This is a genomic window from Bradyrhizobium sp. 23AC, from assembly GCF_054863025.1.
The window spans coordinates 232,372-251,417 of the sequence record NZ_JAVAYN010000008.1; the positions used below are offsets into that span (position 1 = coordinate 232,372).

The 19,046-nt window shown below is 64.0% G+C and carries 19 protein-coding genes; 1 reads left to right on the forward strand and 18 read right to left on the reverse strand.

The genetic code is table 11. From position 1 onward, the window contains the following. Positions 1–30: 30 nt before the first annotated feature. From RAD10_RS21120 to RAD10_RS21180, 13 genes are all read right to left on the reverse strand, one after another. Entirely contained in the window at positions 31–804 is a 774-nt protein-coding gene (locus tag RAD10_RS21120) for an SDR family NAD(P)-dependent oxidoreductase (RefSeq protein ID WP_461619098.1), read from the reverse strand. A gap of 31 nt (positions 805–835) precedes the next feature. Next, positions 836–1,843 carry an ABC transporter ATP-binding protein gene (locus RAD10_RS21125; protein ID WP_104463041.1) on the reverse strand — a complete coding sequence of 336 codons (1,008 nt, stop codon included), beginning with the start codon at positions 1,841–1,843 and terminating at the stop codon, positions 836–838. Positions 1,844–1,858: 15 nt separating this feature from the next. Next, entirely contained in the window at positions 1,859–2,689 is an 831-nt protein-coding gene (locus RAD10_RS21130) for a carbohydrate ABC transporter permease (RefSeq protein WP_461619099.1), read from the reverse strand. Positions 2,690–2,692: 3 nt separating this feature from the next. Further along, on the reverse strand, positions 2,693–3,565 hold the full coding sequence (locus RAD10_RS21135; RefSeq protein ID WP_461619100.1) for a carbohydrate ABC transporter permease: 873 nt from the start codon (positions 3,563–3,565) through the stop codon (positions 2,693–2,695). An 85-nt stretch (positions 3,566–3,650) separates the two neighbouring features. Continuing rightward, positions 3,651–4,964 (reverse strand): ABC transporter substrate-binding protein, encoded by a 1,314-nt coding sequence (locus tag RAD10_RS21140; protein WP_461619101.1) that lies wholly within the window; start codon positions 4,962–4,964, stop codon positions 3,651–3,653. Positions 4,965–5,280: 316 nt separating this feature from the next. Next, on the reverse strand, positions 5,281–6,231 hold the full coding sequence (locus tag RAD10_RS21145; protein WP_461619102.1) for a sugar-binding transcriptional regulator: 951 nt from the start codon (positions 6,229–6,231) through the stop codon (positions 5,281–5,283). Positions 6,232–6,238: 7 nt separating this feature from the next. Beyond that, on the reverse strand, positions 6,239–6,901 hold the full coding sequence (locus RAD10_RS21150; protein WP_461619103.1) for an HAD family hydrolase: 663 nt from the start codon (positions 6,899–6,901) through the stop codon (positions 6,239–6,241). Between the two features lie 73 nt (positions 6,902–6,974). Then, complete coding sequence (locus tag RAD10_RS21155) at positions 6,975–8,891, reverse strand: nitric oxide reductase activation protein NorD (RefSeq protein WP_461619104.1); 1,917 nt, start codon at positions 8,889–8,891, stop codon at positions 6,975–6,977. A 10-nt stretch (positions 8,892–8,901) separates the two neighbouring features. Next, positions 8,902–9,711 carry a CbbQ/NirQ/NorQ/GpvN family protein gene (locus RAD10_RS21160; RefSeq protein WP_091952902.1) on the reverse strand — a complete coding sequence of 270 codons (810 nt, stop codon included), beginning with the start codon at positions 9,709–9,711 and terminating at the stop codon, positions 8,902–8,904. A gap of 63 nt (positions 9,712–9,774) precedes the next feature. Further along, the gene (locus tag RAD10_RS21165; protein ID WP_461619105.1) at positions 9,775–11,121 is read right to left on the reverse strand and encodes a cbb3-type cytochrome c oxidase subunit I; all 1,347 of its coding nucleotides are present in this window, start codon (positions 11,119–11,121) and stop codon (positions 9,775–9,777) included. 100 nt (positions 11,122–11,221) lie between these two features. Further along, on the reverse strand, positions 11,222–11,674 hold the full coding sequence (locus RAD10_RS21170; protein WP_018315916.1) for a c-type cytochrome: 453 nt from the start codon (positions 11,672–11,674) through the stop codon (positions 11,222–11,224). Between the two features lie 113 nt (positions 11,675–11,787). Then, entirely contained in the window at positions 11,788–12,048 is a 261-nt protein-coding gene (locus RAD10_RS21175; protein WP_461619191.1) for a cytochrome C oxidase subunit IV family protein, read from the reverse strand. Then, the gene (locus RAD10_RS21180) at positions 12,048–12,626 is read right to left on the reverse strand and encodes a cytochrome c oxidase subunit 3 family protein (protein ID WP_461619106.1); all 579 of its coding nucleotides are present in this window, start codon (positions 12,624–12,626) and stop codon (positions 12,048–12,050) included. The genes RAD10_RS21175 and RAD10_RS21180 overlap by 1 nt, the downstream gene beginning before the upstream one ends. 173 nt (positions 12,627–12,799) lie before the next feature. Between RAD10_RS21180 and RAD10_RS21185 the strand changes: the two genes are divergently transcribed. Beyond that, on the forward strand, positions 12,800–12,967 hold the full coding sequence (locus RAD10_RS21185) for a hypothetical protein (protein ID WP_461619107.1): 168 nt from the start codon (positions 12,800–12,802) through the stop codon (positions 12,965–12,967). 99 nt (positions 12,968–13,066) lie between these two features. Here RAD10_RS21185 and mmsB read toward each other — a convergent pair whose 3' ends face one another. From mmsB to RAD10_RS21210, 5 genes are all read right to left on the reverse strand, one after another. Beyond that, positions 13,067–14,257: a multiple monosaccharide ABC transporter permease gene (mmsB, locus tag RAD10_RS21190; RefSeq protein ID WP_018315912.1), complete on the reverse strand. Its 1,191-nt coding sequence runs from the start codon at positions 14,255–14,257 to the stop codon at positions 13,067–13,069. Continuing rightward, positions 14,254–15,828, reverse strand: a complete 1,575-nt coding sequence (mmsA, locus tag RAD10_RS21195; RefSeq protein ID WP_461619108.1) for a multiple monosaccharide ABC transporter ATP-binding protein — start codon at positions 15,826–15,828, stop codon at positions 14,254–14,256. The genes mmsB and mmsA overlap by 4 nt, the downstream gene beginning before the upstream one ends. Positions 15,829–15,945: 117 nt before the next feature. Then, positions 15,946–17,019: a multiple monosaccharide ABC transporter substrate-binding protein gene (gene chvE / locus RAD10_RS21200; protein WP_461619109.1), complete on the reverse strand. Its 1,074-nt coding sequence runs from the start codon at positions 17,017–17,019 to the stop codon at positions 15,946–15,948. Between the two features lie 72 nt (positions 17,020–17,091). Next, positions 17,092–17,970 carry an SMP-30/gluconolactonase/LRE family protein gene (locus tag RAD10_RS21205; protein WP_461619192.1) on the reverse strand — a complete coding sequence of 293 codons (879 nt, stop codon included), beginning with the start codon at positions 17,968–17,970 and terminating at the stop codon, positions 17,092–17,094. Continuing rightward, positions 17,970–19,046 (reverse strand): aldose epimerase family protein, encoded by a 1,077-nt coding sequence (locus RAD10_RS21210; protein WP_461619110.1) that lies wholly within the window; start codon positions 19,044–19,046, stop codon positions 17,970–17,972. Before RAD10_RS21210 ends, RAD10_RS21205 begins: the two co-directional genes overlap by 1 nt.

The window sequence follows — 19,046 nt, forward strand, 5'->3', positions numbered from 1 at the left end:
GGTTGCTTTCCGTCAGCTTTGACGGTGAGCCTACCAGCAAGTATAGCCGCCATCCACCAGCACGATGCTGCCGGTCATCAGGCTCGCCGCTTCGGAGCTCAGGAACAATACGACCGAGGCGATCTCCTCGACCTGCCCCATCCGCGCCATCGGGGTTCCGCCGATCCAGGCGTCGTACATTTTTGCGTTGCTCTTCACGAAGGCGTTGAGCGGCGTCTCGACATAGGTCGGCGCCACCGCATTGACGCGGATGCCACGCGCGCCCCATTCGGCGGCGAGCGACTTGGTCAAATGATGCACCCCCGCCTTGGAGGCGTTGTAGAAGCACTGCTCCTGCGGCTTGTTGACGATGAAGCCGGACATCGAGCCGACATTGACGATGGCGCCGCTTTTCGCCTTCAGCATGTGCTTGCCGAATTCGCGGCAGCACCAGAACGTGCCGTTGAGATTGACGTCGATGACGTTGAGCCAGTGCTCGTCGGTCACGGTTTCCGCCGGGGTTTCGCTGCGGGCGATGCCGGCATTGTTGACGAGGATGTCGACCTTGCCATGGCGGGCGACGAGGTCGTTCGCGACCTCCGCAACGCGCTTGGTGTCGGTCACGTCCATGATCGCGGTCTCCACGTCAAAGCCCTTCGCCTTCAGGCTGGCCTTGGCGCTGTCGGCGATTTTGCTGTCGCGGTCGCCGATGATGACCCTGGCGCCGGCTTCGGCCAGCGCTTCCGCGCAACCAAGGCCAATGCCCTGCCCGCCGCCGGTGATAAACGCGGTCTTGCCGTTCAGCTTGAATTTTTCCAGGTACATGGTGGTCTTTCCGTTTCTTGCCGTTTTCTTGTCAGTTCCGAAGCGCGTTGCCGCTCGCGTCGAAGCGGTGAATGCGCGCGGGGTCCGGCACCAGCGACACATGGTCGCCGGCATGCAGGCTCAATTCGCCGATATAGCGTGCGGTCAGCATCCCGAGCGGGCCGGCATCGACATAGAGGAAGGTGTCGCTGCCAAGATGCTCGGCCACCGCGATGGTCCCCTGCCAGCCTCCGGTGCCATCGCGGTCGATCTTGAGGTGCTCCGGCCGGACGCCGATGGTGGCCGCACCACGTTGCAACGCGAGCTCTCCGGTGACGAAATTCATCTTGGGCGAACCTATGAAGCCGGCGACGAAGAGATTGGCCGGCCGCTCGTAGAGCTCCAGGGGCGAGCCATATTGCTCGATCTTGCCGCCGTTGAGCACGACGATCTTGTCGGCCATGGTCATGGCTTCGACCTGGTCGTGGGTGACGTAGATCGCGGTGGTGCCGAGCTGCTTCTGCAGTCGCGTCACCTCGATGCGCATCTGCACGCGCAGCGCCGCATCGAGGTTGGACAGCGGCTCGTCGAACAGGAAGGCCTTGGGCTCACGCACGATGGCGCGGCCGATTGCGACGCGCTGGCGCTGGCCGCCGGAGAGCTCGCGCGGTTTGCGGTCGAGATAGGGCGTGAGATTGAGCGTCGCGGCGGCGGCCTCGACCTTGCGGTTGATCTCGTCCTTGGCGAGCCCCGCCATCTTCAGGCCGAAGCCGATATTGCCGCGCACGCTCATATGCGGATAGAGCGCGTAGGACTGGAACACCATCGAGAGCCCGCGCTTGGCGGGCGGCGTGTCCACGACGTTTTTGCCGTCGATCACGATCTTGCCGCCAGAGACATCCTCGAGCCCCGCGATCAGCCGCAAGAGCGTGGTCTTGCCGCAACCGGACGGACCGACGAACACCACGAAGGAGCCATCGGCAATCTCGAGGTCGGCGCCCTTGATGATGTGCACGGGGCCGAAGGATTTCTGCACGCCCTGAAGTGTGATCTGACCCATGATCCGGCAGCCCCTCTATTTCACCGCGCCGAAGGTGAGCCCGCGCACGAGCTGCTTCTGGCTGAACCAACCGAGGACGAGAATGGGCGCGATCGCCAGCGTCGAGGCCGCCGACAGCTTTGCCCAGAACAGCCCTTCCGGGCTCGAATAGGAGGCGATGAACGTGGTGAGCGGTGCAGCGTTCGAGGTCGACAGGTTCAGCGTCCAGAACGCCTCGTTCCAGGCCAGGATCAAATTGAGCAGCATGGTCGAGGCCAGACCCGGGATCGCCATCGGCGTCAAGACATAGATGAGTTCGCGGCCGATGGTGGCGCCGTCCATGCGCGCGGCTTCAAGGATGTCGCGCGGGATCTCCTTGAAATAGGTGAACAGCATCCAGATCACGATCGGCAAGTTTCCGAGGCACAGGATGAAGACGAGGCCGATGCGGGAATCGAGCAGGCCGAAGGTCTTGTAGATCAGGTAGATCGGCACCAGCACGCCGACCGGCGGCATCATCTTGGTCGAGAGCATCCAGAGCAGGATGTCCTTGGTGCGCTTGGTCGGCGAGAACGCCATCGACCAGGCCGCGGGGATCGCGATCAGCAGCGCAATCAGCGTCGAGCCGCCTGCGATGATGACCGAGTTCATGGCGTGGTGGAAATAGTCGCTGCGCTCCTGCACGGTCGCATAGTTTTCGGTGGTCCAGTGGAAGAACAGGAAGGATGGCGGGATGGCGAAGGGCTCTAGCTCGGTCTTGAAGCTCGCCAGCACCATCCAGAGGATCGGGAAGAAGATCAGGAAGCCGAACAGCCAGGCCACCGCTGTCGATATCACCACCCGCCGCGTCGTCGCCATCCGTGCCATGATTCAAGCCTCCAGATTGCGGCCGACGATGCGGACGAGGAAGAAGGCGACGACGTTGGCGATCACCACCGCGACGAGGCCGCCTGCGGAGGCGCTGCCGACGTCGAACTGGATCAGCGCCTGCGAATAGATCAGGAAAGCGATGTTGGTGGTCGACAGTCCCGGGCCACCACCCGTGGTGACATAAATTTCCGCAAAGACCGTGAGCAGGAAGATCGTCTCGATCAGGATCACCACGGTGATGGGCCGCGCCAAGTGCGGCAGCGTGATGTAGATGAAGGTCGAGACGGCGCTGGCGCCGTCCATCTCGGCGGCCTCCTTCTGCTCCTCGTCGAGCGATTGCAGCGCGGTGAGCAGGATCAGCGTCGCGAAGGGCAGCCACTGCCACGTCACGATCAGGATGACGGCAAACAGCGGCAAATCGTTGAACCAGTCGATCGGCGTCAGATGGAACAGCGAGGCAAGCCAGGCGAACAGACCGGACACTGGATGCATCAGCAGGTTCTTCCAGACCAGCGCGCTCACCGTCGGCATCACGAAGAACGGCGCGATCACCATCAGCCGCACGAAATTGCGACCGACCACCGGCTGGTCCATCAAAAGCGCCAGCGGAATGCCGAGCAGGATCGTCAGCGCGAGCACGGAGCCGACCAGCACCAGCGTGTTCTGGAGCGAGGCCAGGAAGGCGGGATCGGTGAGGAAGTAGCGGAAGTTTTCCAGCCCGACGAATGATTCCGAGCCGGGATCGAGCAGGCTGTAATGCAGCGTCGAGAAATAGATCGTCAGCGCCAGTGGGACAATCATCCAGATGAACAGCAGCCCGACGGCCGGCGTCAGGAGCGAGCGCGCAAGAGTCTGCGTCTGCCGGGTTGCCATCAACGCTTCTCCGCTGGCGGGAAGAAGGCGGCCATCCATGACGCTGGATGGCCGCTAGTCTGAGCTCAGGAGGAAGAGCTCGGGTTCACTTGATGTAGCCGGCGCGCTTCATCTCGCGCTCGGTTGCCGATTGCGCCGCAGTGAGCGCGGCATCGACGGTCATCGAGCCCGCAAGCGCGGCGGAGAATTGCTGGCCGACCTGGGTGCCGATGCCCTGGAATTCTGGGATCGCAGCGTATTGCACGCCGACATAAGGCACCGGCTTCACCGTCGGCTTATTCGGATCGGCCGCATCGATCGAGGCCAGCGTCAGTTTTGCGAAGGGTGCGACCTTCAGATATTCATCGTTCTTGTAAAGCGAGGTCCGCGTGCCCGGCGGCACGTTGGCCCAGCCCTCCTTCGATGCCACGAGCTTGGTGTAGTCCTTGCTCGTCGCCCAGGCGATGAACTTCTCGGCGGCTTCCATCTTCTTGGAGCCGGCGGGGATCGCAAGATTCCAGGCCCACAGCCAGTTGGCGTTCTTGCCGAGCCCGGTGTTGGGCGCGAGCGCGAAACCGACCTTGTCGGCAACCTTGGAATCCTTCGGATTGGTGACGAAGGACGCCGCCACCGTGGCGTCGATCCACATCGCGCATTTGCCGGCGTTGAACAGCGCCAGATTCTCGTTGAAGCCGTTGGAGCTTGCGCCGGGAGGGCCGGCTTCCTTCATCAGATTGACGTAAGTCGTGAGCGTCGTCTTCCATTCCGGCGTGTTGAACTGCGGTTCCCACTTTTCATCGAACCAGCGCGCGCCGTAGGAATTGGCCATGGCCGAGAGGAACGCCATATTCTCGCCCCAGCCGGCCTTGCCGCGCAGGCAGATGCCATACGTGCCGGCGCTCTTGTCGGTCAGCTTCTTGGCGGCGTCGATCACGAAATCCCAGGCCGGCTTTTCCGGCATCTTCAGGCCGGCCTTCTCGAACAGATCGGTGCGATACATCACCATCGAGCTTTCGCCATAGAACGGTGCGGCATAGAGCTTGCCGTCGACGGAGACCGCGTCCTTGATCTTGGGCAGGAGGTCAGCGACGTCGTAATCGCCGCCGAGATTGGCGAGCGGCACCAGCCAGCCCTTCTTGGCCCAGATCGGCACCTCATAGGTGCCAATGGTGAGGACGTCGAACTGGCCGCCCTTGGTGGCGATGTCGGTGGTGACGCGCTGGCGCAGCACGTTCTCCTCCAACGTCACCCACTTCACGGTGATATCCGGGTACTTCTTGGTGAACTCAGCCGTCAGCCCCTGCATTCGGATCATGTCGCCGTTGTTGACGGTGGCAATCGTCAGGGTCGTTTCGGCCATCGCGGGGACGGCCAGCAACAGAACAGACGCGCCGCAGACGGCGCCCAAGACATGTTTCACGGTGACCTCCCTCAAACTCGCGTTTTGAGCATATGCCCACGCGTTGGGCGTATGTTCAACGCAAGGGAGGAGGATTGTCAAGCAGGCGCGAAGTCGTTTTCGCAACTTATGAGTGCTGCGGTGCGGAAGGGGATCGAAAGTGTTGCTTAGCCCACAGCTGTCATGCTCCGCGAAAGCGGGGCATCCAGTACTCCGTGACGTCTGTTGGTTTGCCCCAAGCTTGGCCGCGGCGTATTGGATCGTCCGCCTTCGCGGACGATGACAGTGTTATGTGGAGAAACACCGCCAGCCTCACAGGCACGCGAAGCGCGCCCGCCTACCGCTCCAAAATTGCCTGCGCGGTCGTCTCGTCGGTAATCAGCCCGTTGACCAGGCCGCCGTTCAGCGCCGCCGCGATCGCCGGCACCTTGGCGGCACCGACCGCGGCGGCGATGGTCGTGGTCTTCGCCGGCACCTCCGGCGGAATGCTGGTGAGGCGCTTGTTGGTGCCGGTCTTGAGCAGGCGCCCCTTGGAATCATAGGCCCAGCCGGTGATCTCGCCGATGGCACCCAGCCGCATCATCTCGAACAATTCGTCGCGGGTGACGAAGCCATCGTTGTGGACCTGAGCCTTCTGGTCCATCTGGCCGATGCCGACGAGGCGCAAGTCAGCCTTGGCCGCAACCGCCTTCACCTTTGCGATCGGCTCGATGCGGACCATCCTGTTGCGCTCGTCCTCGGACGACATCAGGAACGGCAGCGGCATCGGATAGTGCCGCGCGCCGGTGCGGTCTGCGAGCCGGCCCACGGTGTCGTAGAAGCTCGCCGAACCGTCGGCCGAGATGTTGCCGACCAGCGAGACAATCTGGTGATTGGGCCGGTCGATCGGCGTGACGCGCTCGACGGCGGCGCGCACCGCGCGACCCGTGCCGAGCGCGACGATCACCGGCGTCTCCGAGCGCAGCGTCGCGTCGAGCAGATTGGCGCAACGCTCGGCAATGCCGGCGGTGGCCTGCGGCGCGGCAGGATCGGCCGGCACCACCTCGCAATGAACGAGATCAAAGCGCTCCTTCAGCCGCGCCGCAAGCTCCATGCAGGCGGCGATGGGGTGTTCGAGCCGGAAGGTGATGAGACGCTCGGCAAGGCACAACGAGACCAGCCGCTGCGCCGAGGCACGCGAGACCTGGAGCATCTTTGCGATCTCGTCCTGGGTGTGACCGGCGATGAAATACAGCCAGCCGGCGCGCGCGGCGTCGTCGAGCCGGGATTTGTCGTTCTCGGCGGCCATGCGGGCCTCACGCCTCCCAGAAATCGCTCATGCGCGCGAAGACCCGGTCGGCCCCCGCCTCGGACAATATAGCCCGGCCGTTGCGTCCGCGATAATGGCTGCCGCCGACAAATCCCCAGACCGTCATGCCGGCTGCCTTGCCCGCCTGCACGCCGCTGACGCTGTCCTCGATCACCAGCGTGCGCGCAGGTTGCGCGCCCATCTTCTCGGCCGCAAGGAGGAAGAGATCGGGCGCAGGCTTGCCATGCCTGACCATCTGCGCGGTATAGATCCGCTCGCCGACATGCGCCCGCAAGTCCGTGACGTCGAGAGAGAGCGAGACGCGGTCGATATCGCTCGACGACCCCACGCAAAACGGCATTCGCAGGTCGGACATGATGGCGGCAATGCCCGGGATCGGCCGGAGCGAGCCCGCGAACGTCTCCAGCACGTGCGACTTCAGGCGCGGCAGAAAGCCGTCCGGCACGATCTGCCCGAGATCACGATAATGCTGCTCGATCGCCTTGGTGCTGCGCCCGAGGAAAAGCTCGAGCGCCTGCGCCTGGGTGAGCGCAATGCCGAACTCGGCCAGCACCTCCGACAGGCACTGGCAGCTCAAAAGCTCGCTGTCGACGAGCACGCCGTCGCAGTCGAAGATGATCAGGTCGGGCTTTGACCGGAAGTCGTCCATCCGGACATACGATCATATACCCAGCTGATGAGCAATAGTTCGGGCGGGAACGAGACGCCGCGGCTTCCCCCCGTCAGTGCGCGACCTGCCGGTAGATCGCCGGCAGCGCCGCGGGCAACCGCTTGATGTTCCCGACGATGGCATAGCCGCCGCGCCCGAACAGGGTCGGGAAATAGGATTGCGCGGTGGCGTCCACCGTGACGCCGAAGGCGGCGATGCCGAGCCGGCGAGCCTCCTGCACCGACTTGCGGGTGTCTTCGAGCGCGAAGCGGCCCTCGTAATGGTCGACGTCGTTCGGCTTGCCATCGGTGAGGACGAGCAGCAACTTCTTGCGCTGCGGCTGACGGGCTAGCTCGGCGGCGGCATGGCGTACCGCCGTGCCGATCCGCGTGTAATAGCCCGGCTTCAGCGCGCCGATGCGGCGCTCGACCGTCCCGCTCATCGGCTCGCCGAAGGCCTTGACCGTCTCGAGCCGCACCCAGGACCGCCGGCGCGAGGTGAAGGTGAGAATGCTGTGGTGATCGCCGCAGGCCGAAATCCCGTGGGCAAGCGCCAGCAGTGCCTCCTTCTCGACGTCGAGCACGCGGTAGCCGTCGACCCAGGCGTCCGTGGACAGCGAGACGTCGACGAGCAGCGTGACGGCGAGATCGTGCCCTTGCGAGCGCATCGCGACGTGGATGCGATCGAGACCGCTGCTGCTGCCGGCGCGCAGGTCGCACCGCGCGCGCACCAGCGCGTCGAGGTCGAGATCATGTCCGTCGACCTGGGCGCGCATCAATTCGTGACGCGGCCGCAACACCTCGAAGCGACGGCGCACCTGGCGGATGTGCCGGCGCATGGCGTCGTCAGGCGTCCAGCTCTCACCTTGCTCGGAGGCCGCACCGGCCAGCACGCGGCAATGATCGGGCAGATAGGATCCGCTACGGTAATCCCATTCGGGATAGGTAAGGTCCGCATTCAGCCGCGACGCATCGAGGGCCTCGGGCGGCAGGTCGAGATCGAACTTGAACCGGCTCGCCGGCTTGCCGGTGCGGCGGCTGAGCGTGATCTCCTCGAGATCGTCGGCCGCCTTCTGCGCATCCTCGTCCTCGCTGTCGTCGGCCGGACGGTCGACATTGACCATTTCGGCCATCGCAAGGATCTTCTCGAAGCGGTTGAGCACGAAGGGGTCGCGGCGATTGGCATTGTCCTCACGCTCGCGGACGGCAAAGCGCTTGCGATTGTCCTGGGCCTCGGGCTCGGCGCCCGGCGCACATTCGTCCTCGCCTGCATGCGCGGGCGAGAGCCCGCGCGTCCAGCAATCCCCCCAGAGCGGGCACGGCAGGATCGAATGATAGCCCGGCGGCGCCTTGTCCGGCAGCAGGCCCGTCCCCATCATCGCCGGCCACAGTCTGCCCGCAGGCGCCTTGCCGGCGCCGAGCAAGGCCAAGACGATCTGCTCGACCTCCTGCTCGATGCGTGGCAAAGGGCGACGAGGCCGAGCTTCGGCGGTTGCCGCGGCGAGCTGGGCATAATCGGCGACAAGCCCGGGGAATTGCGTGAGCACCCAGACCGCCGTCTCACTTGCCCGGCGCAACACCAGAAGATCCCGCCGCAGCGGATCGGCTTCCGTGATCGTCTCGATCGGTGCGGCTGCGAACCATGCCGCAAGCCAGCGATAGAGCGCCGCGTTCAACGCGCGGTCGGGAAAGATCGAGATCCGATCGGGCAGGAAGATGGTCGCCGCGTCACGGCCCGGCTGCTCTAACCGCTCGTCACCGAGGCCGATGCGCTGTCGCCAGCCGAGACGGTGCCCCGATTTTCGCGCGCCCGCGCTTGCAATCTGCACCCCGGTCTCGCCGCCAAGCGCGCGGAACATCACCGCGAGCCGGCCTCTCACCTCGGTCAGTGCAACGGCGTGCTCATCGTGAACCGGATAGCTCGCGGTGCCGCCGACCATCCTGTGCCAGGCGCGGCCGACCGTCTCCTCCAGTTCGAGGAAGTCGAGCATGGGAGCGGCCTCACCCGATGACAGCGCGCGCGACGTCCAGCAGCGCCGCCTTCACGTCGGAATCGTCGGTCAGCGGCTCGATCATGCCGGCCAGCACGGCATCGGCGATCGGCGTGCCCGCGGCAATCAGGGTCGCGCAATAGACCACTAGCCGGGTCGAGACGCCCTCTTCCAGATCGTGGCCCCTCAGCGCGCGCAGCCGGCCAGCCAGCCCCACCAGCGGCCGCACGCGCTCCGGCGACAGTCCGCTTTCGGCGGACACGACGGCGATCTCCTGCTCGGGCGGCAGGAAGCCGAATTCGATGGCGATGAAGCGCTGCCGCGTCGATGGCTTCAGCGCCTTCAGCAGCGTCTGGTAGCCGGGGTTGTAAGAGACCACGAGCATGAAGCTGTTCGGCGCCACCAGTTCCTCGCCGGTCCGCTCCAGCGGCAGGATGCGGCGGTCGTCGGTCAGAGGATGCAGCACTACCGTGACGTCCTTGCGGGCCTCCACGACCTCGTCGAGATAGCAGATGCCGCCCTCGCGCACGGCGCGCGTCAGCGGACCATCGGTCCACACGGTGTCCCCGCCCCTGAGCAAATAGCGGCCGGTGAGATCGGCGGCGGTGAGATCGTCGTGACAGGCAACCGTGTGAAGCGGCAGGCCCAGCCGCGCCGCCATATGCGCGACGAAGCGGGTCTTGCCGCAGCCGGTCGGCCCCTTGAGCAGAACCGGCAGACGACGCCGCCAGGCATGCTCGAAAAGCTCGCATTCGTTTCCGGATGGAACATAGGCCGGCAGCTCGGGCGCCGAGGTTACCGTGTGAAGGGCAGATTTCATGATGTCTCTCCGGATTTTCCAGGAAGCAGGCGGCCGCGGCGAACCGCGGCCGCCCTTTCTCGTTCACTCGGCCGGCTGCAGCACGGCGGGAATGGTCGCCTGCTTCTCGCGGCCCGGCACCAGCACGGCCCACACGAACATCAGCGCGGAGATCGCGACGAACACGCCGGAGCCGAGCCGGACCCAGTAGAACATCGCGAGCTGGTCCTGCACGTCCATGTAGCCCTGGCCGAGCACGCGCTGGAGATGGACCTGGACCACGCCGGCAAAGGTCAGCGCGAAGGTCATGGTCATCATGGCCGTGCACATGATCCAGAAGCTCGTCATGGAGAGCCATTGGTTATAGGGCGCGCGTCCCTTGATCTGCGGGATCGCATAGGCCATCACCGACAGGTTCAGCATCACATAGGCTCCGAAGAAGGCGAGATGGCCGTGCGCGGCGGTGACCTGCGTGCCGTGAGTGTAGTAGTTCACCGAGGACAGCGTGTGCAGGAAGCCCCAGACGCCGGCACCGAGGAACGCCATCACCGAGCAACCGACCGACCACAACAGCGCGGCGCGGTTCGGATGCTTGCGGCCGGCCTTCCAGGTCATCTGCACGGTGAAGATCACCATGGTGAAGAACGGCGCAACCTCGAGCGTGGAGAACAGCGAGCCGATCCACTGCCAGTAGCCGGGCGCGCCGATCCAGTAGAAGTGATGGCCGGTGCCGAGAATGCCCGAGAACAGGGCAAGGCCGATGATGACGTAGAGCCACTTCTCGACGACCTCACGATCGATGCCGTTGAGCTTGATCATGAGATAGGCGAGCACGGAGGCCATGATCAGCTCCCAGACGCCCTCGACCCAAAGATGGACGACGTACCACCAGTACATCTTGTCGACGGCAAGGTTCGCCGGGTTGTAGAAGGCGAACAGGAAGAAGATCGCAACGCCCCACAAGCCGAACAACAGGATGTTGGTGACCGTGGTCTTGCGGCCCTTCAGCGCCGTCATCGTGACGTTGAACAGGAACATCAGGCAGACGACGACGATGCCGACCTTGATGATGAAGGGCTGTTCGAGGAACTCACGGCCCTCGTGGTAGTGGAAGAGATAGCCGACCACGGCGACGCCGGCTGCGCCGAAGAACATCCAGAACTGCATCTTCGCCAGCAGCGGGCTATAGAGCTCATTCTCGGTCTCTTCCGGGAGCAGATAGTAGGTCGCGCCCATGAAGCCGATCAGCGACCACACGATCAGCGCGTTGGTGTGGATCATCCTGACGATGTTGAACGGCAGCAGCGTCGACAGCGTATTGGGTAGGACGTAGATGGTCCCGGCGAGCAGGCCGAACACGACCTGGGCCAGGAACAGGGTCAGCGCGCCGTAGAAATACAGCATCGCGACTTTCTGGGTTTGGTACTTCATCTCGGGTTCTCTCTATCTTGAAAGAGGAAAGCTGTGCGCCTTGCATGTCGTTTGAGCATGATCTCTTCGGAAAACCGCTTCACACTTTTCCGGATCATGCTCAGCCCGCCTTGTTCGGCGGCCAGCTCTGACGCTTGATCGTGCTGGTCCATTGCAGGAAGTCGGCGAGATCGTTGAGTTCCTGGTCGGTCAGGTTGAACTGCGGCATCTGCCGCCGGCCCTCTGCGCCCGAGGGCTGCGATTGCATCCAGGCCTTCAGCGTCTCGCGCGCGGCGGCCGGGTCCTCGTTGCCGCCCCAGCGATCCCAGACGTTGCCGACCTCTGGGGCGAAATAGGCGCCCTCGCCCAGCAGCGTGTGGCAGTTGATGCAGGAGTTCTTCTCCCACACATGCTTGCCGCGGGCGACCGACGACGTCAGCGTCTTCGCGTCGGTCGAGGTCGTGGCCATGTAGTAATGGCTGTGCGCCGTCAGCCCTATGAAAATGGCGAAGAAGAAGGCCGAACCGCCGTAGAAGACATTTCGAGCGGCCGACTTGGTCAGGCGTTCAGCCATTGCCAATCCTTTCCGTTTGATTCCTGAGAAGATGCGATCCTGCGATTTATTGCCGATTGCCGGGGGGCACTCTTTGACGAAGCGCAAGCAGCGCGACGATGCGCAACCGTCAGTCAGATCAAGGCAACGACGGCCGATGCGAGCCAGGCAAACAGCACCACGATGAAGACCCAGGCGCTGACGATGCCGCGCCAAAGCGCCGGCGCTGAGCGAAGATCGAGGAAATCGAGCACGATACGGCGGCCCTTGAGGGCGGCGAACGTCAGCAGCAAGGCATTGGCCAACAAGGGACGCGACACCAGCGGCGGGACCAGAATGGTCGCGAGCGCAAGGCCGATCAACGCGATCCAGGTGATGTCGAGACGATCCGGAATCACGGGTGCACCAGATAGATGATGGGAAACATGACGATCCAGAGCAGGTCGACGATGTGCCAGAAAGCCGTTCCGGTCTCGACGCCCGCCGCTCGGGCACCCCGGGACACTACGGCCAGAATCACGATGCCGAGGCCGACATGCAGGAGATGGAAGCCGGTGAGGAGGAAGTACAGCGTGAAGAACGGGCTAGTCTCCAGGCCGTTTCCTAACGCGATCTCGCCGGCATATTCGAACAGCTTGACCGCGATGAAGACGACGCCAAGGGCCATGGCGCCGAACAGCCAGCCGCGCGCGCGCCGGCTTTCGCTCGCCCGTGCAGCAGCCGCCCCGCGCGCGGCAGCCCAGCCGCTGGTCACGAGCACGATGGTGTTGATTCCCGCCAGATGCGCATCAAGGCTGGCTTGACCGGCCGCGAAGACCGCCGGGTGAAGCGCACGCGCGATGACGAAGGCACCGAGGAACAGGCCGAACGCGGCAAGCTCGCTGAAGATCAGCACCCAGATCATGGGATCGCCGGGAAGATCTTCCAGGATTCCCCAGCCGGTTCCCTGTTGCTCGCAATCCGTTGCCGACATCTGACTTCCGCATCAAGACGCCGAACAGATATCCCACCGGCGCGATTCCAACTTTGTCGCCGGACAAATAGTGCAACTGGCCAGAGGCGGGTTTGCGCTATCGCAACGTCCCGCCCGCCCGACCGCCATAGGGTCGATGCATCCGGCGGTTCCGCGAAACGGCGAGCGATGCAATGAGCGATGCACAAATCGGGCTGATGACCGCGACCCCCATCATCATCGTCTTCGCCATCGCCCTGCGGCGAATGGGGGTGCTGTCGACCGTGGCAACCGTATCGGCGGTGACGCTTTCCGTCGCGATCGCGACGGTGCTGTTCACGACACAATCACCGCTGCCGTAGGGTGGGCAAAGCGAAGCGTGCCCACCATAGTGCCACGAGAGAAGATGGTGGGCACGGCGCTTACGCGCCTTTGGCCACCCTACCAGACCGTCAATGCGGCTACCGCCGCTGGTTATACACGTCGATACACACTGCCCCGAGCAGCACCAGGCCCTTGATGACCTGCTGATAGTCGATGCCGATGCCGAGGATGGACATGCCGTTGTTCATCACGCCCATGATCATGGCGCCGACCACGGCGCCGCCGACGCGCCCGACGCCGCCATAGGCCGAGGCGCCGCCGATGAAGCAGGCGGCGATGACGTCGAGCTCGAAGCCGAGGCCGGCCTTCGGCGTCGCGGTGTTGAGGCGCGCGGCGAAGACGAGGCCGGCGAGCGCGGCCAGCACGCCCATGTTGACGAAGGTGAGGAAGGTCAGCCGTTCGGTCTTGATGCCCGACAGTTTTGCCGCCTTCGCATTGCCGCCGACCGCGTAGACTTGCCGGCCGATCACGGTGCGCCGGGTGACGAAGCCATAGAGCGCGATCAGCGCGGTCATGATGACCAGCACGTTGGGCAGGCCGCGATGCGAGGCGATCAGATAGGTGAAATAGAGCACGGCGCAGGCGAGCAGAACGCTTTTCCCCAGGAAGAACGCATATGGCTCGACCTCGATGCCATGCGATTGCTCACGCGAGCGGCCCTTGGCACTGGCATAGACGAGGCCGAGCGCGAGCACGGCACCGATCAGCATGGAGGTCGGATGCAGCGTGCCGGCTTCGGGCAGCAGTTCCGGAATAAAGCCCGACGACAGCTTCTGGAAGGTCGCCGGGAACGGGCCGAGTGATTGGCCCTGCAGCACCGCGAGCGCCAGGCCCTTGAACACCAGCATGCCCGCCAGCGTCACGATGAACGACGGAATGCCGAAAAAAGCCACCCAATAGCCCTGCGCCGCGCCGATCGCCGCCCCCAGCAACAGGCAGGCGATGAAGGCGAGCGTGTAGTCGATCTTGTAGGTCACCATCAGCACGGCGGCCACCGCGCCGACGAAGCCGGCGACCGAGCCGACCGACAGGTCGATATGGCCGGTGACGATCACCAGCAGCATGCCGAGCGCCATGATGACGATGTAGCTGTTCTGCAGCACCAGGTTAGTCAGGTTGAGCGGCTGCAACAGCGTGCCGCCGGTCATGACCTGGAAGAACAGCATGATCGCGATCAACGACATCAGCATGCCGTAATTGCGCAAATTGTTCTTGATGAAGCTGCCGTGCCGGCGCTCCTCGGGCAGCGATACCGTCTTGTCGGTCATGGCTGCGTTCCTCCCATTTCCGCCGCGGGCGCGGCGTTCCCAATGTTTCGTTCGTTGCGCATGATGGCGCGCATGATCTTTTCCTGCGTCGCGTCCGCACCCTTGAACTCGCCGACGAAGGCGCCGTCGTTCATGACGCAGATGCGGTCGCAGATGCCGAGCAGCTCGGGCATCTCCGAGGAGATCACCACGACGCCGCGGCCGGCCTCCGCCAGCTCGTTGATGGTACAGTAAATCTCGTATTTGGCACCGACATCGATGCCCCGCGTCGGCTCGTCCAGGATCAGGACCTTGGGGTCCGTCATCAGCCATTTCGACAGCACAACCTTCTGCTGGTTGCCGCCGGAGAGCTGGCCGGTCTCCTGGTAGACGTCTGAGCAGCGGATGCGCATGCGGGTGCGATAGTCGCTGGCGATCTTCAGCTCGGCGATATCGTCGATCACGCGTTTAGGTGCAACCTGATCGAGGCTGGCAAGCGTGATGTTCTTGCGGACGTCGTCGGCCAGGATCAGCCCGAGCTGCTTGCGATCCTCGGTGACATAGGCAAGGCCGGCGTCGATCGCGGCCGCGACGCTCGGCAGCACCATATCTCTGCCTTCGAGCCGGATGCTGCCGCTGATATTGGTGCCCCAGGAACGGCCGAACAGGCTCATGGCGAATTCGGTGCGGCCGGCGCCCATCAGGCCGGCAATGCCGACGACCTCGCCGCGCTTGACGCCGAAATTGACATTCTTGATCACCTGCCGCTCGGGATGGATGGGATGATAGACCGACCAGTTCGCGACGTCGAGCACGGGCTCGCCGATCTTCACGCTGCGCTCCGGGAAACGGTGCGCCATGTCGCGATTGACCATGCTGCGGATGATACGGTCTTCCTGAATCGGCTCGGCGCGGCAATCGATGCTGTCGACGGTGCGACCATCGCGTAGCACGGTGATGTGGTCCGCGACCTTGGCGACCTCGTTGAGCTTGTGCGAGATCAGGATCGAGCCGATGCCCTGCTCGCGGAACGCCATCAGGCGTTCGAGCAGCGCGGCGCTGTCGGCCTCGTTGAGGCTCGCGGTCGGCTCGTCCAGGATCAGCATCCGCACCCGCTTGGACAGCGCCTTCGCGATCTCGACAAGCTGCTGCTTGCCGACGCCGAGATCGGTGATCAGCGTGTCAGGCGATTCCTTCAGGCCGACCTGCGCCAGCAGCTCACGCGTACGACGGTAGACCTCGTCGCGGTCGATGACGCCGAGCTTCGACGGCGGATGAGACAGGAAGATGTTCTCGGCGATCGACATCAGCGGGATCAGCGCGAGTTCCTGGTGGATGATGATGATGCCGAGCGCCTCGGAATCGTTGATGTCGCGGAAGCGCCGCTCTTCACCGTCGAAGACGATGGTGCCCTCGTAGCTGCCCGCGGGATAGACCCCGCTGAGCACCTTCATCAGCGTCGACTTTCCGGCACCGTTCTCGCCGACGAGCGCGTGGATTTGCCCGGCGTGAACCGAGAAGTTGACGTCGCGCAGCGCCTGCACGCCTGCAAAGCTCTTGCTGACGTTGCGCATCTCCAGCATGGCGGTCATTGGCTTTGTGTCCTTAGATCACCGTCATTCCGGGGCGATGCGAAGCATCGAACCCGGAATCTCGAGGTTCCGGGTTCGCCCGCCGGGCGCCCCGGAACGACGGAGCAAGAGAAAGTCCTACTGGAACTGCGACTTCTTGTAGTAGCCGCTGTCGACCAGCACCTTCTCCCAATTGTCCTTGTAGACCACGACCGGCTTGAGCAGGTAGGACGGCACAGTCTTGACACCGTTCTCGTAGGTTTTGGTGTCGTTGACCGTGACCTGCTTGCCGGCCAGCGCGGCGTCGACCATGTCGGCGGTCACCTTGGCGAGGTCGCGGGTGTCTTTAAAGATGGTCGAGTACTGGTCACCCCGCAGCATGGCCTTGATCGAGGGCACCTCGGCGTCCTGACCCGAGATGATCGGCATCGGCTGATCGGCGCTGCCGTAGCCGACGCCCTTCAGCGAGGAGATGATGCCGATCGAGATGCCGTCATAGGGCGAGAGCACGGCGTTGATCTTCTTGTTGCCGTAATAGGCGCTGAGCAGATTGTCCATGCGGGCCTGAGCGGTGGCGCCGTCCCAGCGGAGCGTCGCGACCTTGTCCATGCCCATCTGGCCGGAGGCGACGACGAGCTTGCCGCTGTCGATATGGGGCTTCAGCACGCTCATTGCGCCGTTGTAGAAGAAGTAGGCGTTGTTGTCGTCGGGCGAGCCGCCGAACAGCTCGATGTTGAACGGGCCCTTGCCGTCTTTGAGACCGAGGCCCTGCACGATCGACTCGGCCTGGAGCACGCCGACCTGGAAATTGTCGAAGGTCGCGTAATAGTCGACGTTCGGCGTGCCGCGGATCAGGCGGTCATAGGCGATCACGGTGATGCCCTTCGCCTTGGCCTGCTTGAGCACGTCGGACAGCGTGGTGCCGTCGATCGCGGCGATCACCAGGGCCTTCGCGCCCTTGGTCACCATGTTCTCGACCTGCGAGAGCTGGTTCGGGATGTCGTCCTCGGCATATTGCAAGTCGGTGTTGTAGCCGCGCTCCTTCAGCACCTTGACCATGTTGTTGCCGTCGTCGATCCAGCGCGCCGACGATTTGGTCGGCATCGCGATGCCGACGGTCGCCTTGTCCTGGGCGGAGGCGGTGAGGCCCGTGGCCATCGTTGCAGCGCCGGCCAGCGCCAGCGCGAGGAATGTCGTCTTCAGTGTCAGCATGTTTTACTCCCTTGTGTGTCAGACGGTTTCTTTGTTTCATCGAGAACGTCGTCGTGGGCTGTCTGTGGTCTCCTATGCGAGCTTGACGTCTGGCTCCGCGCGACCGCGCGCGGATGCCTCCAATAGAAAAGTGCAACCGGCTTGCGGATCGGCGGCGCGTGCCGCCGCGTCCATATCCTGCCACGCTGACGTGACAAGGAGGCGCGACAGATCGGAACCGACGAAAGCGGGACAGCTCGTCTGCTTCGCCGGCACGCTCAGTGAGCGCAGACGCTCGCCTTGCGGAGAATAGACATCGATACGGCTCGCGCCCCAGCAGGCATTCCAGATCTTTCCGTCGGCATCGCACACTGAGCCATCGAGGCCGCCGATACCGGTGTGTCGCAACAACACCTCCGGCTCGCCGCGCGGCAGACCGGTCGCGGGGTTGAGCGGGACTGCGTAGAGCACGGCGCGCGCAGTGTCGGTGAAATAGCCAATGGCGCCATCCGGCGAGAAACAGATCGAATTGGGGATGCTGATGCCGGGAAACAGCGTCGAGATCTTGCCGCGATGGAGCGCGTAGATCGCCCCCGCCTTCGGCTCGGCCTTCTTGCCCATGGTGCCGATCCAGAATGTGCCGGACTGATGCACACGGCAATCATTGGAGCGCGTGGCAGAATTGTCCGCCTCGAGCGGACAGAACAGCGTCATCGCGCCATCGGCGAGCTTGCGGACATAGACACCGTCCTCGGCGACGATCAACTGGCGCTCGGCATCGATGCGCCCGAGCGCGCTCGCCATCCGGCCGAGCGCATGAACGCGGACGCTGCCACTGCCAAGCTGTGCCTCGAACAGCCGCCCCTCGCGGATGTCGAACCACCAGGCGGTGTCTGTGGTCACGTCATAGGTCGGGCCCTCGCCGAGATGACAGGGATCGTCCGAGAGAACTGATGTCGGCACCTGTTCCATCATGACGCCCTCACACCGAAGCGATAGACCGTGTGATGGCGATAGACTTCGCCGGGATCGAGGCGCGGGCTCGGGAAATCCGGCCGGTTCGGCGCGTCAGGCCAGATGTGCGGCTCCAGACACATGGCGTCCGACTGCCGGATCAGCTTGCCGCCCTTCCCCGAAATCGTGCCGTCGAGATAGTTGCCGGAATAGACTTGCAGGCCGGGTTGGTCGGTGAGCAGCTCCATGACGCGCCCCGAGCGCGGTGCCTCCAGCCGCGCCGCAAGCGCAAGCTTGCCGTCGCGCGCAAGGCAGTAGGTGTGGTCGTAACCCTTGCCGTTGCGCAATTGCTCATCGTTCTGCCGGATGCGCTCGCCAACCTGCCGAGGCTCGCGGAAGTCGAACGGCGTTCCCGCCACCGCGCGCGGCGGTCCGGGCAGGGGAATGGCAGTGGGATCGATGGCGAGGAAATGCTCGGCGGCAACCGTCAGCCGGTGATCGAGAATGGGCGTGCCTGACGTTGCGCCTTCCAGATTGAAGAAGCTGTGGTTGGTCAGGTTGACGATGGTGGGACGGTCGGTCCGCGCCTCCATGCTCAACGACAATTCGGTCGGGCCGGTGACGCGATAGGTCAGGCGGACATCGAGCTGGCCGGGATAATTCTCCTCGCCATGCGGACTTGTGTAAGTGAGCGTCACCCCGGGCGCGGCGCCGTCGTCGATCTCCGCAATCTGCCAGAGCTTACGGTCGAATCCATCGAGGCCGCCATGCAGCGCATTCGGCCCGTTGTTGACGGCAAGCTGCACCGTCTCGCCGTCGAGCGAGAACTGTCCTTTGGCAATGCGGTTGGCGTAGCGGCCGACGGTGGCCCCAAGGAACTTTCGCTCCGCGAGATAACCGGCGAACGCGTCATGGCCGAGCACGACGTCGTCGTGACCACCCTTCGCATCCGGCGCAATCAGCGCCTGGATCACCGCGCCGTGGGTGATGATGCGCGCCTCGAAGTCGCCCTCGCCGCGCAGCACGATACGCTCGACCTTGCGACCGTCAGGCAGTGTTCCGAAGATGTCTTTTGTGATTTTTGATGCGGCCAT